The 13,665-nt window shown below is 69.2% G+C and carries 14 protein-coding genes and 1 pseudogene; 7 read left to right on the top strand and 8 right to left on the bottom strand.

Translation table 11 applies throughout. The features are described 5' to 3' along the window. The first annotated feature begins 200 nt into the window (after window positions 1-200). Entirely contained in the window at window positions 201-734 is a 534-nt protein-coding gene (locus M878_RS53255) for an RNA polymerase sigma factor (RefSeq protein WP_023544646.1), read from the top strand. Here M878_RS53255 and M878_RS46820 read toward each other — a convergent pair. Next, the gene (locus tag M878_RS46820; protein WP_051430059.1) at window positions 711-1,214 is read right to left on the bottom strand and encodes a hypothetical protein; all 504 of its coding nucleotides are present in this window, start codon (window positions 1,212-1,214) and stop codon (window positions 711-713) included. The two genes, M878_RS53255 and M878_RS46820, sit on opposite strands and share 24 nt — an antisense overlap. Window positions 1,215-1,486: 272 nt before the next feature. Here M878_RS46820 and M878_RS53250 point away from each other — a divergent pair, with 272 nt between their 5' ends. Beyond that, window positions 1,487-2,380, top strand: coding sequence for an alpha/beta fold hydrolase (locus M878_RS53250; RefSeq protein WP_023544644.1), 894 nt, complete (start codon window positions 1,487-1,489; stop codon window positions 2,378-2,380). A 191-nt stretch (window positions 2,381-2,571) separates the two neighbouring features. Here the strand turns inward: M878_RS53250 and M878_RS46815 are convergent, their stop codons facing one another. After that, window positions 2,572-3,174 (bottom strand): YdcF family protein, encoded by a 603-nt coding sequence (locus M878_RS46815; RefSeq protein WP_031223871.1) that lies wholly within the window; start codon window positions 3,172-3,174, stop codon window positions 2,572-2,574. Between the two features lie 225 nt (window positions 3,175-3,399). Here M878_RS46815 and M878_RS53245 point away from each other — a divergent pair, with 225 nt between their 5' ends. Then, on the top strand, window positions 3,400-4,032 hold the full coding sequence (locus M878_RS53245) for a LysE family transporter (RefSeq protein ID WP_023544642.1): 633 nt from the start codon (window positions 3,400-3,402) through the stop codon (window positions 4,030-4,032). A gap of 82 nt (window positions 4,033-4,114) precedes the next feature. On the opposite strand, the gene M878_RS53240 is transcribed toward M878_RS53245, so the two are convergent. From M878_RS53240 to M878_RS53225, 4 genes are all read right to left on the bottom strand, one after another. Then, window positions 4,115-5,788, bottom strand: a complete 1,674-nt coding sequence (locus M878_RS53240) for an alkaline phosphatase family protein (RefSeq protein WP_023544641.1) — start codon at window positions 5,786-5,788, stop codon at window positions 4,115-4,117. A gap of 288 nt (window positions 5,789-6,076) precedes the next feature. After that, window positions 6,077-7,486, bottom strand: a complete 1,410-nt coding sequence (locus tag M878_RS53235; RefSeq protein WP_031223865.1) for a M1 family metallopeptidase — start codon at window positions 7,484-7,486, stop codon at window positions 6,077-6,079. A gap of 311 nt (window positions 7,487-7,797) precedes the next feature. Then, a complete protein-coding gene (locus M878_RS53230) occupies window positions 7,798-9,039 on the bottom strand; it encodes a polysaccharide deacetylase family protein (protein ID WP_031223864.1) in 1,242 nt (413 codons plus the stop codon). A gap of 193 nt (window positions 9,040-9,232) precedes the next feature. Continuing rightward, window positions 9,233-10,054: an SDR family oxidoreductase gene (locus tag M878_RS53225; protein ID WP_023544638.1), complete on the bottom strand. Its 822-nt coding sequence runs from the start codon at window positions 10,052-10,054 to the stop codon at window positions 9,233-9,235. 185 nt (window positions 10,055-10,239) lie between these two features. Between M878_RS53225 and M878_RS53220 the strand changes: the two genes are divergently transcribed. The 3 genes from M878_RS53220 to M878_RS53215 all read left to right on the top strand — a co-directional run bounded on the left by M878_RS53220 (window position 10,240) and on the right by M878_RS53215 (window position 12,350). Continuing rightward, entirely contained in the window at window positions 10,240-10,776 is a 537-nt protein-coding gene (locus M878_RS53220; protein WP_483414726.1) for a TetR/AcrR family transcriptional regulator, read from the top strand. A gap of 300 nt (window positions 10,777-11,076) precedes the next feature. Further along, complete coding sequence (locus M878_RS000000101705; protein ID WP_351572402.1) at window positions 11,077-11,157, top strand: tryptorubin family RiPP precursor; 81 nt, start codon at window positions 11,077-11,079, stop codon at window positions 11,155-11,157. Between the two features lie 146 nt (window positions 11,158-11,303). Next, entirely contained in the window at window positions 11,304-12,350 is a 1,047-nt protein-coding gene (locus M878_RS53215) for a cytochrome P450 (protein WP_023544636.1), read from the top strand. A 66-nt stretch (window positions 12,351-12,416) separates the two neighbouring features. Here M878_RS53215 and M878_RS99390 read toward each other — a convergent pair whose 3' ends face one another. Then, entirely contained in the window at window positions 12,417-12,647 is a 231-nt protein-coding gene (locus tag M878_RS99390; RefSeq protein ID WP_023544635.1) for an ArsR/SmtB family transcription factor, read from the bottom strand. A gap of 387 nt (window positions 12,648-13,034) precedes the next feature. Here M878_RS99390 and M878_RS99385 point away from each other — a divergent pair, with 387 nt between their 5' ends. Continuing rightward, window positions 13,035-13,184: a hypothetical protein gene (locus M878_RS99385; RefSeq protein ID WP_245238014.1), complete on the top strand. Its 150-nt coding sequence runs from the start codon at window positions 13,035-13,037 to the stop codon at window positions 13,182-13,184. A 104-nt stretch (window positions 13,185-13,288) separates the two neighbouring features. On the opposite strand, the pseudogene M878_RS53205 reads toward M878_RS99385, so the two are convergent. Next, window positions 13,289-13,665: pseudogene (locus tag M878_RS53205) on the bottom strand (DMT family transporter); the annotation flags it as partial.

Genomic DNA, 13,665 nt, shown 5'->3' with positions numbered 1-13,665 from the left:
CCGGGGTTTTCGGCCTCCCGGGGCCTCTGAGCCCGGTGCTAGGGTTGCGGGCGGTGTGCGTGCTGTCCAATTCGCCATCAACGGGGTTATGAATTCATGGTTCTGTGCTTCCTGTGCGCGAGAAACCCGGTGAGTGCATTGCCGCGGGCATTCCCCTTCTGTGCCCTCAGGGGTGTGGCGGGGCCGGAGGCAGGGACGCGGTGACGGGGGACGGCAACACGAGTACGTTCCACGATCCGCAACTACTCGCCCGCCTGGTCGAGGGGGCGCAGTGCGGCGACGCGCTGGCGATGGACGAACTGCTCGGCGTTCTCGCCCCCTACGTCGGACGGATCTGCGGGCCCGTAGCCCTGCAGGACGGTGCGGACGCGGCACAGGAGACCCTCATCGCGGTCTTCCGCAGCATTCGCCAACTCAAGGAACCCGCAGCCCTGTTCGGCTGGGTCCGGGCGATCGCCGTGCGTGAGGCACTGAAGTTCGCGAGGCGGCGTCGCCGGCAGCCGACGGTGTCCATGGAAGGAGAGGAGGTGCCCGCCTCCGGAGAAATCCACCTGGCGTCCGACATCGCCGACGCCCTGCACCGGCTGACACCCGAGCACCGGGCGGTGCTGATGCTCCGTCATGCGGAGGGACTCAGCGAGCAGGAGGTGTCCGAGCTGCTGGAGATACCAGTGGGGACGGTCCGCTCCCGGCTGTTCCGGGCCCGGCGGTCATTCCGCTCGGCCTGGGGCTGACCGGGCTGCCACCCGGACCCCGAGCCGGTCGAGCAGGTCCTCGGCCCGCCGCGCGGACCACGGTCCGCGCAGCCGGTCGAGCACACCGCCGCCGGGAAGCCGCAGGCTGGTGAAGAAGGCGAACCGGCAGCCGTCGCCGTCCGCGGTGGCGGCCATGCCGCTGGTCAGCACCTTGCCCTGCATCAGGCACCAGCCGGGGCGCAGCACGACGTCGAACCGCTCCCGGACCCCGAGGACGCTGACCGCCTCGCCCGACAGCCGCTCACCGTCGGCCTCGGTGACGGAGAAGGAGCGCAATCCCGTGACGATGAGCGGGAGTTCGTGCTCCAGGTCCGAGGCGACGGACCACAGCCGCTCCAGCGGCACGGCGTAATGGCGCTCGGCGAACGACGGATGCCCGGTGGCCGACGCGATGACCTTCAGGCGGCGCACCGTGTCCAGTTCGGCTGCCGGCCAGCCCCTGCTCCCCGAACTGGTCATCCCCGTAGCCCCCTCTGTGTCGTACGGCGGGAGAGCCGCACCTGGCCCCGCAGGCGTTCAAAGCCGGTGAAGCAGGGAGCGCATCGGCACCACGCTGCCTCGTTCGAGTCCGGAAAACCCAGGATACCGACTGCCATGAGCGGGCCAGGCGCAGGAAGAACACCTCGTGCAGCCCGCCGGTGGCATCGATCGGGGGACGGACGGAACCTTTCGCGCGCCTGGCGACTCCTGACAGGCCGACCAGCTCCCTCCAACACCTGACTGGAGCACTCGTGGAGACCGTGGACCACATCCCGCCGTTGCCCGAACTGGACGGAGTCCGCCACCGTTATGTCAGCGTGCGCGGTCTGCGCCTGCACATCGCGGAGGCCGGCCAAGGAGAACCCGTTGTCCTGCTGCACGGATTCCCCCAGCACTGGTACGGCTGGCGGCAGCTGATCCCGCTGCTGTCCGGCCGGTACCGGCTGCTCTGCGTGGACCAGCGCGGTTTCGGCTGGTCCGATGCCCCGCACCAGGGCTACGACACCGACAGCCGGGTCGCCGACGTGCTCGGCCTTCTGGACGAACTGGGCCTGGACCGGGTCCATCTCATCGGGCACGACTGGGGCGCGTGGACCGGGTTCCACGTGTGTCTCACGGCCCCGGAGCGGATCCGGCACCACCTGGCGCTGAACATGATGCACCCCTGGCCGCTGCACCGGCGGCTGATGCCGGAGTCCTGGCGGTTCTGGTACACGGCGGTGCTGGAACAGCCGCTGCTGGGCCGCTGGATGCTGCGCAACCGGCCCGGTTTCACGCGCTACCTGATGCGCAAGGGAGTGGTGGAGCAGGCCGTATGGACACCGGGTGCCATGGGGGAGTTCGTGCGCTCCAGCCAGGAGCCCGGCCGGGCGCGGGCCGGGGAGGCGCTGCACCGCGCGTTCGCCCTGCGGGACATCGCCAAGCTGGTCCTCGGCCGGTACAAGAGGCTCCGGCTGACCACGCCGACCGTGATCCTCGCCGGCGAGCGGGACTTCATGCTGCCGCCGAGCGTCATCACTGACGCCGGGCGCCACGCCGACGACCTCCGCGTCCAAGTGGTCCCCGGCTGCGGCCACTACCTCCACGAGGAACGCCCCGGCCTGGTGGCCGAGACGGCCGTAACCCTCTTCTCCGGCCGTCACTGACCCGAGCACCGCCCGCGTTCCCCGTCGCGGGCGGCTCCCCCCCCGCGTGCCTGCGGCAATCGCAACGACGTCGCCCGGGCTGATCCCGCTGCTTCAAGCCGTGCGCCCGTGAGAGGCAAGCGCGGCCGACCCCGGCACCGCCTGGACGCCGTGTTGGCCGATCGCGGCTACGACCACGCGCCAGCGGCCGGCTAGAGCGAGATCTTCCGCTCGCCGGCTTTGAGACCGCGGAGTGTCCAGAGTCCGTACAGAGCCAGCAGCGGTTTGACGATCATCCACTCGCCGGGGCGGTAGTCATCCGCGCGTACGAGCTTCACGGCAAGATCAGGGCGCTGTCGCCGCAAGTACGCGCGGGCCTTGAGCGCATGAGCCGGTTGGGAGACGATTTTGATGCGGTCGGCGTCCTCGAGCAGTGGGGTCACTTTCATGACGTTCTCCCATGTCGTCCTGCTTTGGTCTTCGAGGACCACTGTGCCGTCGAACTCGAGCACCGACTTCGCGTAGTCAGCCATCAACCGCGCCTCCGCAGCGCCTCCGCTGGTCGTCGCGCCGCCGCTGAAGATCACGCGAGTGTCACGCGCACTGTCGCCGGTGATCGAGCGAATTCCAGCACGGACTCGCCAGCGGTTGATCAAGTTCGCCGTCGCCTGGGGGTTTCGGTAACCCAGCACCACCACGGCTTCGGAAGCGCCCCCACCGCTCCCCAGGAGTGCGCGAGACCAGCGCCAGTTCAACCACTCGCCCCAGGCCAGGGCCGCTGCCCCGGCGACCGCCAGTGCCGTCCCTCGTCGCATGCGGCGACTCTAGGCCACGTCGGTGCCGAACAGCGGCTGCTCGCAATGTTCGCCAGCTTTGTCCACTGATGTGCTCCCGGAAAATCGGGTTGCCCGGGAACCGCATGACCCACAAGATCTGCCTATGATCACGACCACCGCCCCGCTGCCGTTGCCCTCCGCCGATCGGCCGGTGCGAGTCCAGCAGCAGCCGGGCCGACCGCGAAGGCCGACGCTCCTGCCGGCATGACCGGCGCCTTGGCCGCGGGACTCCTTGCCGGCTACGGCATCGCCGTCCCGGTGGGAGCGGTCGCGACCTATCTCGTGGCTCTGACCGCTCGGACGTCCTGGAAAGTCGGCGCCTGTGCCGCGCTGGGCGTCGCGACCGCAGACGGCCTGTATGCCCTGATCGCCGCGTTCGGCGGCGCCGCCCTCGTCCCGACGATCAAACCGATCATGCTTCCCCTGCGGTATGCCTCGGCCTGTGTACTGCTCGTGCTGGCTGTCCGCAGTGCCGCCACGGCGATCCGCCACTATCGCGAGCACAAGCCGACGACCCGGACCGATGAGATCCCCCTCAGCCCAGCCCGGGCGTATGCGGGACTCTTGGGGATCACGATGACGAACCCCATGACCGTGATCTACTTCGCGGCACTCGTGCTGGGCAGTCGCGGCACAGCCGTTCAGGACCACTTCCAGCAAGCCGCGTTCGTTCTCGCGGCCTTCGTCGCATCGGCAAGCTGGCAGCTGCTTCTGGCAAGCGGTGGAGCACTGCTCGGCCGAACAGTGACCGGCACCCGGGGGCGGCTCCTGACCGCACTTGTCTCCAGCACACTGATCACCGCACTGGCGGCGCACCTGCTGATCACAGCGCTATGAGCCGGCCGCTCTCGGTGGTGTTGTGGACCGGCCAGGGGCTGGGGAGCCCAGCGAGCGGCTCCCCAGCCCGCAGCCCGAGAGATCAGCGCACGGGCAGTGCGGGGGTGTGCTCGGCGCGTACGGCGTCCAGGGCTCGCGGGTCGAGGCCGAGGAGCCGCAGGATGGTCGGGGCGATCTGGGTGGTCTCGACCGGTGCGGCGACCCGGACGTCGTGCGGGATGACGGCGCCGGAGACGACGAGGGGGACGTCGAGGTCGTCGGCGTGGGCGCCGCCGTGCTCGGCGATCTTCTTCTTGCCGCCCGTGTAGACGACGCCGTACTGGGTGATGCCGAACAGGTCGGGCACGCGGGAGTCACCCGGCTTCACATGGAAGTACCGGGCGGCGTCCGCGCCCGCGTACAGGGCGTTCAGGCCGCTCGCCGTGAAGAGCTTGGCGTTGCCGTCGATGCCGTTGCCGGTGCCGGACTGGGCGAGCAGGTACGCCTTGGCGAAGTCGGTGGCGGCCTGCGAGCGGTCGGTGAGCCAGATCAGCATGGCGTCGTCGTCCACGGCGTGCGCGACCAGGTCGCCGGAGCCCGGGTGAGCCTTCTTCCAGGCGGCGTTGAGGCCGTCCAGGAGGGGGCCGTCGTCGATGCGGGTGAGCGCCTTCGGGTCGGTCGGCGACTGGCCGTGCTTGGCGGACAGGACGACCGTGGTGCTGCCGTCCAGGTGCCGCTTGCCGAGCTCGGCGACGAACGCGCCGACCTCCCTGTCGACGAAGGCGAGGTTCTTCTCCAGCAGCGGTCCGGGCACCCCCTTGGCCTTGTAGCCGCCGGCCAGTCCGTCGGAGGCTGGCAGCTTCTGGGCGGTCGACACGGACTGGAAGTTCATGCCGAATACCGCCGGGGTGCCGACCTTGTGGGTGCCGCTGTGGTCATAGCCGTCGATCTCGTTGAGCACGGCCTGCACCTTGTAGCCGTCGTACTGCTCGGTCGCCGCGTTGTCCTTGGTCCAGTCGTCGCCCGCGGGGTAGCCGATGGCGGTGCTGTTGATCTCGGGCGCGAACAGGTCCTGGATGCCGTTGCCCGAGGGGCCGTTGAGGATGTCGTACGCCACGTGCTTGTCGGACCACGCGGTCCGCAGTCCAGCCTTGCGGGCCACGTCGAAGACCGTGTTCACCCGCAGGTACGCGTGCGGGGAGACGGGCGCGCAGGACTTCGGGTCGACCGGCAGCTTCGTCGGGTCGATGAGGCTCGCGGCGTGACCGGTCATCTTCAGGATGCTGCCGGGCAGTCCGGTCAGGCCCTGGCCCGCGTCGATGGAGTCCTTGTTCTTGTCGAGGTCCTCGGTGAGGTCGACCTCGGCGCCGCGCTCGGCGCCCGCGCACTTGGTGGTGCCGGCCGGGAGCAGGGCGGCGTCGTAGCCGTCGTCGTAGTAGACGCCCGTGGTGCCCGGGTTGCCGCCGGTGAGCTGGCCGACCATGCCGGGGAACGAGTCGGAGGGGATGGTGCTTCTCGCGTGTGTGTACTCCACGCCGCCTCCCGCGAGCCGGGCGAGTGCCGAGTGCGGGTGGCGGGCGATGTACCAGGCCAAGTCGGACTGGTGCAGGCCGTCGACCGACAGCAGCAGGACGTGCCGGGCGGCCGGGTGTCCGGGCGTGTGCGCCGAGGCGGGCTCGATGGCCGTGGCGGTGAGCGCGCTGGTGGCGGCGAGCGCGGCGGCTGCCGCGACGACCGTACGGGCCGGACGGGCCGGACGGGCCGAACGTCGGATCAAGGGTTCTCCTCAGGCAGTGCGGGAGGGGGTGGCATGGTCCGTGCGGGGACATCCGAAGGGCAGAACGTGTACAGGAGCGGACGTCCGTGCCGTGTCCTGACCAAGAAACGCACGTGGACACGCAAAGCCGCGTGTCAGGTGCCCGCAGACTTGCGCGTCCGCGTCTCCAGCGCGCCGGCCACGCTCTCTCCCCCGGTACGGGTGGAAGGAGACGGGCTGGCGGTACCCGCCCCATTTACCGTAGGCCGTGCACTTGTGCCCTTTTCCGTCCTCTACTCGATGAAACGGCTACGCGAGAGTCGGCTTTTCCTCGCCGTAGAGCCAGGTGTCGAAGAGTTCAGTCAGATCCATGCCGGACTCTTTCTCGCACAGCTTGATGAACTGGGTGGTGTGGGCGTTGCCGTACCGGTGTTGTTCGGTCCACGTCTTCAAGATGGTGAAGAAGCTGTTGTCGCCGACGGTTTCGCGGAGACGATGGAGGGTCATGGCCCCGCGTCCGTAGACGGGAGAGTCGGACACCTGCTTGGCGCTTGGGGGTTGCGCTGGAGGGAAGTCCCAGATCCCCTCGCTTTCGGGGTGGGTGCCGTCATAGAAGGCGTTGAAGATCTCATCGGCGGTCGTGTCGCCTTGGTCTTCCTGCCAGATCCATTCGGCGTAGGTGGCGAACCCTTCACTCAGCCACATGTCCTGCCAGGAGCGAGGGGTGACGGAGTTCCCGAACCATTGATGGGCAAGTTCGTGCACGACCAGCGTTTCGTCGGGGGCCTTCTCGAAGTACGGCTTGGTCTGGGTCTCCAGCGCGTACTCGAGATCGGGGAGATGATCGACGATCGCCCCGGTGCTGGCAAAGGGGTAGCGGCCGAACCGGCTGCCTGCCCAGTCGATGATCTGGGGGATCAGCTCGGCCATGTCGGGGGAGTCCTCGACCTCGTCGGGGTCGATGGCGATGTATACCGGCAGCCCCTGCGCGGTGGTCGTGGTGGATATGTCGAAGCTGCCCACTACGACGGTTGCGACGTAGCTGGCCATCGGCTCACCCATATGCCAACGTGACGTCGTACGCCGCCCCTTGTCCCGTATCCCGGTCAGTTCGCCGTTGCTGACTGCTGTGTAGCCCTTGGGGACGGTGATGGTGATGTCGTACAGAGCTTTGTCGGACGGATGATGGTTGCCCGGGAACCAGGCCATCGAGCCTGTCGGTTCTCCGAGCGCTGCCGCGCCGTCGTCGGTTTCGATCCACCCCTCCACGCTTGCGTCCGCAGCGGTGAACATCTTCGGGGTGCCGGAGTAGTGGATGGTGGTCGTGAAGGTCGCGCCGGTCTTGAGCGGATGAGCGGGCGTGAGGATGAGTTTGTTCTTCTTGCTGCTTACCCCGGCGTCGGCTCCGTCGATGCTCGCGTCGCGCACGCTCAGGCCCGCGAGGTCGAGGGAGAAGCGGCTCAGGGGCTGTTCGGCCCGGGCTGTGATCACCGCGGTGCCGGCCAGCTCGTTGGTCTCCGGGACGTAGTCGAGTGTCAACGCGTAATGCGCGACGTCGTAGCCGCTGTTGCCCAACGCGGGAAACAAGGCGTCTCCTGCCGAAACCGCACCAGGCCTGGGGGCTTCGTCGGGGCGACCGCCGGAACTCGTGCAGGCGGTCTCGACGGTGAGGAGCAGCACGGTGAACAGAGCGGCCCGAGACAACCGAGCAGAATGCATGACACCTCCTGGTGCAAGGGACGACAACGACGACAACGCCAAAGTGGCTTGCGTAAACAGCAACTCCGGGAGCGCGCGCCCCATCCGTGGTCAGTGGCCCGGTCTGTCGCGATCTTGAACCCTATCCTCATCCACGCTCGAATGTAAAAACTATTCCACGAAGCAACCAAGGGATCGTGAAACAGCTCTCACCGGATGGACGGTCAAGGAAATCGAGAGGGGAAACGGGCATGGCAACAGGGCCTGTCGGGCCTGTCCACGCGCCTCGCGTACTTCCGGCAGGTCGGGCGTCGGCCCGGAGGACCGGCTTGTCAGGTCCTCTGGGCGGGGTGCAGGAAAGCGGCCCAGCCGGCGCTCGGCTTCTCGCCGACCTGGAGGGTGCGGAGTTGCCGGAGGATTGCGGGGTCCTGGGTGTCGAGCCAGTCGACGAACTGGCGGAAGGAGACCAGACGTACATCCTCCCGGCCGGCGATCTGTCCGAGCGCCTCCTCCGCCGCGTCCATGTAGATGCCGCCGTTCCACTGCTCGAAGTGGTTGCCGATGAACAGCGGCGCCCGGTTGGTCTCGTATGCTCGTTGGAACCCTGCCACGTAGGCCTGTGTCGCCTGGGCGCGCCAGTACGGGTAGTTGTAGGAAGGTGCCCGCGTCGAGTTCTTGGACTGGTTCGCCAGCATGTTGTAGTCCATGGACAGCACTTCGAACGAGTGCCCGGGAAACGGGATGCTCTGCAGCGGCAGGTCCCAGACACCGTGCCGCTTCCTGGGCCAGCGTTGCAGCCCGCCCGGCGAGGAGGCGTCGTAGCGCCAGCCCAGTTCACGCGCGACCGGCAGCAGGTTCGCCTGCCCGAGGAGGCACGGGGTGCGGCCGCCTACGAGTTCCTTGTCGTAGTCGAAGGGGAGGGGCGGATGGTCGTGCCAGCCGGTGTGCGTGCGCCATGACGTGACGAATGCCCGCGCCTGCTCGATCTCCGAACGCCACTGCTCCGGAGTCCAGTTGGCCACCGATCCGGGCCCCTCGCAGAAGTGCCCGTTGAAGTGCGTGCCGATCTCGTGGCCGTCCAGCCAGGCCTGACGCACGTACTTCAGTGTCTCCTTCAGGTGGGCGTCGGTGAGGTAGCCGATGTCCGAGGCCCCGACCGGGTTGTTCGGCGGATCGTAGAGCCGCTTCTTCCCCTCCGGGAGGAGGTAGAGCCCGGACAGGAAGAACGTCATGTGCGCGCCGTGGGTGCGGCCGAGCTCCAGGAATCGCGGGAACAGTCCGGTGCCCAACTCGCCCGCCCCGTCCCAGGAGAACACCACGAACTGCGGGGGAGTCTCGCCGGGTTCGAGGGGCGCGGGCGGCTCCGGCTGGTGCGGCTGCCGTCCGGTGTACGCCGTCGAGCCGTCCCCGATCAGCCGCAGTGCCCCTTGCCGGGGCGCCGCGCCCTGTCCTTTCGGGCCCCCTGGCGAGCCGCTCGGTCCGTCCTGTCCTCCGAACGCCGCCAGGGCGGCGGCCGCACCGATGCCGGCGCCGAGCCCCAGGCGTGCCACATTCCGTCGGCTGATTCCACCCATCGCCATCCCCATCCGCGCCCTGCCGCGACGCGTTGTGCACCCCCCTCGGTCGAGCTTCCAACACCCGCACCATAAGTGCGATAAACATATAAAAGGGCCGATCTGGTGCGGTGTGGCGTGCAAAGGTGTTGTCAAAGGTGTTGTCAGGCGTCACTCGTGTCACCCGGTCGGCCCCAAGGGGTCATGCGGAGGATCAGCGGAACGCCGCCACGTGCCGTGCCGCCCACGCGGAGAAGGGGGCCGCGGGGCGGCCGAGCAGACGCTCCACGTCCGTGCCGACCGCTTGCTCCTCCGGTGTGGGTGCGCCGAGGACGGCGAGCGTGCCTTCGGCGACGGCGGCCGGCATGAACCGGATCATCTGGGCGTGGGCCTCCTCGCGGCTCTGCTCGACGAATGTCACCGGCTCGCCGAGCACGGCCGCGATGGCGGCGGCCCGCTGCCGGGGGGTGGTGGGCTCCGGGCCGGTCAGTGTGTAGAGGGCGCCGTCGTGTCCGTCTCCGCGCAGCACGGCCGCCGCCACCGCGGCGACATCGTCCGGATCGACAAACGGCAGTGCCACATCGGCGAAGGGTGCCGCCGCGGTGCGGTACCGGCGGATCGGCTCCGCCCAGGCCAGCGCGTTGGAGGCCAGCCCGCCCGAGCGCAGGACGGTGAAGGGCAGCCCCGATGGGGCCATGGCCGCCTCGAAGCGCGTCGCGTGCGTGTACGTCTCAGGCCGGGTGCCCGCCCCCAGCGAGGACAGCAACACCACCTTGGCGACCCCGGCCGCGGCGGCCTGGCGCAGAATGCCGGCCGGATCCTCGCCGGCCACCAGCAGAAACAGCGCCTTGGCGCCCGACAGTGCGGGAGCGAGGCTCTGCGGCTGCCCGAGATCGGCCGCAACGGCGCGCACACCAGGCGGAACGTCCTCCGTCCCGATGTGCCGGGCGAGGGCCGTCACCGTATCCCCACCCTCGCTCAACTCGGCGACCAGAGCCCGTCCGACGTTCCCTGTGGCACCCGTGACAACGATCATGGCAACTCTCCTGGCTATCTGAGTTAGTTGACTAACTAAGTCGAGACGCTAGTCCGTGATGGCGACCGTTGTCTATCCTCAGTCAGGTGACTGACTCAAATTCCGCGCCGACGGCCGAGGTCGCGCGGCCGAGCCGATCCGGTCGATCCGGCCAGGGTGGCAGCCGGGGCGGCAAGCGCGAGCGCCTGGTGAAGGCGGCCGTACGGGTCTTCCATGAGCAGGGCGTGGAGAAGACCACCCTCGGCGACATCGCCCGCGCGGCAGAGGTGCCGCTCGGCAACGTCTACTACTACTTCAAGACCAAGGACCAGCTCGTCGACGCCACGGTGGACGCCCACCGCGAGCAACTCGAAGCGCTGACTGCTCAGTTGGACGCACTCCCGGATCCGGCGGCCCGGCTGAAGGCACTCGTCGCCGGCTGGGTCGACCAGCGCGAGACCGCGGCCCGCTACGGCTGTCCCTTCGGTACCCTCGCCACCGAGCTGGACAAGAGGGACGACGGCCTGGACCAGGCCGCCGCGCAGGTCATGCGGGCCCTGCTCGCCTGGGTGGAGGCCCAGTTCACCCAGCTGGGCCGCGCCGACGCCGCCGCCCTCGCCGTCGAGCTCGTCGCCGCCTACCAGGGCATGTCCGTCCTCACCAACACCTTGCGTGACCCCGGCCTGATGGCCGTCCAGGGCGAACGCCTCCAGTCCTGGATCGACGGGATCGCGGGACGGTAGGAAGACGGTAGGAAGCGGAGGTTACCGGGGGCGTTGCGTCGTTCCTTGCTCGGCGGCATGCCTATCCGGCCAATCTCCGGGCGGTGCATCACGGCATGCTCGGCGGGATGTGTGGTCAAAGCGGAGCACCGGTGAGCGGAGAAAGTCTGAAAGTGACTATGCCGGAACGGTTTTGATCCCTCTGGCGATTATTCGTCGGTGGGGCGAGGGAAGTTTCCCGGAGTCATCGACACACGATCTTCACTAGTGGCTCCGGTGTCGTCGTGTGTCGCCCGTTCACCCTCTCCAGGAGGTGCACTGATGAAGCTTCTCTTCGCCATCCGCAACAAGGTCGCGGCCGCCAAGAGCCTCAAGGCGAACGCCTGGTACCTCTGGTACTGATCCCACGCCTCGCCGCGCAGGTGAGGTGACATCGTTGTCCGGCCGTGCGTGGTCACGGCCCGGCCGGACAGCGGTGGTACGCCGTTCCGCGGCCTCCGGTCCTCTCGCGCCCTTCCCCGGCCGCCCGTTCACCACCGGGAGCATCCATGCCGCCGTCTTCCGCCACGCGTGCGCGCACCACCGTGTTCGCCCCGCGGCTCGCCGCGCTCATCGGCGCCCACACAGGACAGGACGTCTTCCGGCTGGAACCTGACACGGTCGGTGTCGCGGGACACGAGGTCGCCGATCGCATCCTCGCCGCACGCCGGGCGACGGAGACCGAGCGCCCCACCTTCAAGCCACTGCACGGGCGTTCCATCACACGCACCGAGGCATCCACCGTCACCCGCACCCTGGGCAACGACGTGCGCGAGGCACTGTCCGGACCGCTGCCCGAGGACGCGGACCTCGCCGGCTCCTGGCCGCTGACCGGGCACCTCTTCCTGCGTGACCTCATCCTCGGCCAGGACCCCTACCGGCTGCGCATGCTGATGAGCCGTAATCTCGAACTCACCCCGAAGCTCACCTGGTCGGTGATCGCGATCGGCGCCGCGCTGCCCGGCTGGCCGCGGCCGAGCAGCCGGCTCACCGGTCTCGCGGGCCGTGCCGCGCGGGCCACCGGCTACCAGGAGCGCCGGTACGCCATGGGCATGTACCGCAGGGCCGCCGCCCCCGTGTGCTTCACCGTCTCGACCCTGGTGGCCAACGCGCTCTGGCTCGGTGCGCCCTTCGACGACGCCACACCCAACCGCGGCATCATCCTCGAGTCCCTGCGGCTGCTGCCGCCCTCGTGGAACATCCTGCGCAACGCCTCGCCCGAGTACCCGGCCGTCGACGACCGGATCGGCGAGCGGGACGACGTCCTGGTGCTGCCACTGCTGTCCCACCGCGACCCTGCCCTGTGGGACGACCCGGACACCTTCCGCCCCGAGCGCTGGGACGACCTCGACCCCGAGACGACTCCGGGCTACCTCCCCTTCGGCCACTCCTCCGAACGCTGCTGGGGCAGACACATGGTGATGCCGCTTGCCGAACTGCTGCTGGACCTGGTCCGCGGCTCCGGACTCGTGGTCGATCCCCGTCAGAGGACCGGCAAGGTCCCGCTCCTCGGCCTGCTCGGCGTGGCGGACGTACGGCTGACGCACCCGCGCTGACGGCAGGGCCCTCTCGGGGGATGTCAACCGGTCGGCTCCGGAAGTCCTTCGGGGGTTGACCGGGCCTCAGGTGGTGAAGGCGGCTTCGAGGAGGGTTTCAGCGGCGGCGGTACGGGCGTAGAGGACGGAGCGGCAGGCCCGGTGGGCGCCGACCAGGCCCGCGCCACGTAGTGTGGTCAGGTACTGGGATACCCCGGCCGGGGACAGTCCGGTGCGGTGTGCCAGCTGGGTGGTGGAGGCCGGGGTGTCCAGTTCGATCAGCAGGCGGGTCCGTGAGCGGCCGAGTACCGCGGCCAAGGCGTCGGCGTCGGCAGGGGGCTCGGGAGTCCAGAGCGAGCCCGTACCGCGCGCTGGACAGACGAGTTGTGGTGGTTCGGGTGGTGCGACTCGGGTGGGCAGCCGCGGCCCGGTGAAGGCCGAGGGGACCAGCAGGAGCCCCGGGCCCGCTGTGGTGCGGGACAGGGGCCGACTCCGGCGGGTCAGGTGCAGCGTGCTGCCGTCCCATCTCACCGCGGTGTGCAGGTCGTTGAGAACGTGGCCCGCACCGTGCTCGGCGACCTGGCGGGCCCGGTGGAAGACGTCCGTGTCCAGTACCGCGGGGATGCGTGCCCAGTAGGGGGCGAGCGCCGGCTCCCAGTAGGTGTGGATCTCCTGGGTGGCGCGGGCCAGACGGGTGTCCGGGTCGTGGAGCAGCGACCGCAGCCGGGGGCCGAGGTGTCCCTGGTGGTATTCCAGATGATCGACGTCGCGGCCGATCCGGTCGACGGGGGTGTCCTGGATGGCGGCCAGCTCCGTGTCGAGCGCCGGGGCCGGCCCCGGCAGGGGCGGGGTTGAGAAAGTACGGAAAGAAGCCCGTCGGCGGGATCAGCTCCGCAAGCCAGCCCCTCTCCAGTCCGGCGGCCGCCACCCGCGGCCGGACCCGACCGGCACACTGCCGATCACCCGGAAGAACCCTCTGTCGCCCTGGCAGCCCGGGCCGATGCCACGGTGATGTGCTGGACGGCCCGGCTGAGCACCACCACACCCACGACGATCAGCAGCGCACTGCAGGCCTCCGGTACGAGCCACCAGCCGGTGCGGATCCGCTCCTCGAACAGCGTCATCCCGAGCGTCAGACTCACCACCGCGTCGCCGATGGTCAGCGCCGGCTGGGCCGCGGCCAGTGGACCGGCCTGGAGCGCGTTCTCCAGCAGCACCACCGCGGCGATGCCGGTCAGCGCGAAGCCGTACGTCTGCCAGGACCGGAGGAACGCGGTGAAGCCGTGGTCGGCGAACGTGCCGCTGGCCGACTTCAGCAGGGCGGCGGTCAGCGCGT

The organism is Streptomyces roseochromogenus subsp. oscitans DS 12.976 (assembly GCF_000497445.1).
Lineage (GTDB): Bacteria > Actinomycetota > Actinomycetes > Streptomycetales > Streptomycetaceae > Streptomyces > Streptomyces oscitans.
This window is presented reverse-complemented; position numbering and strand designations above follow the sequence as displayed.